Source organism: Dorea acetigenes, assembly GCF_025567385.1.
GTDB classification, from domain to species: Bacteria; Bacillota; Clostridia; order Lachnospirales; family Lachnospiraceae; genus Claveliimonas; species Claveliimonas acetigenes.
Map to the genome: position 1 here is coordinate 1 of NZ_JAOQJU010000064.1, position 398 is coordinate 398.

Annotated in this window: 1 protein-coding gene; it reads left to right on the forward strand. The window is 47.5% G+C overall.

The window, feature by feature from the left end; all coding sequences use genetic code 11:
- The coding region (locus tag OCV99_RS17990; protein ID WP_262576021.1) for a hypothetical protein at positions 1 to 398 on the forward strand (398 nt) is incomplete at both ends.

A 398-nucleotide genomic window follows, 5' to 3' on the forward strand; every position in this document is an offset into this window, starting at 1 on the left:
GTAAAATCTGCATTTGCGGGTTTTACGGCAATTGTTATGGCGGCGGCCGTAACATTGACGGCAGTTCCGGTTTCTTCCGTGCAGGCGGCGGAAAATGAGAACCAGAATCTGGTTCTGCACTGGGATATGACGAAGAATGAGGATGGCACATTGAAAGACCTGACAGGGAACAGCCACAGCGGTAAGCTGAATAATTCTCTGGAGAGTGCCAAGGTAGACGGCATTGACGTGCTGAACATGACCGGAGGTTATGTAGACATTCCGGACGGAACCATCAGCACGGATGCAAAAGAGATTACCATTAACATGCTGGTGAAGATTAGTGAGAATATCAAATCTTCCTGGATGTTCTGTGTTGGTTCTTCCAATAAGCGTTATCTGTATCTTACCGGATGCAG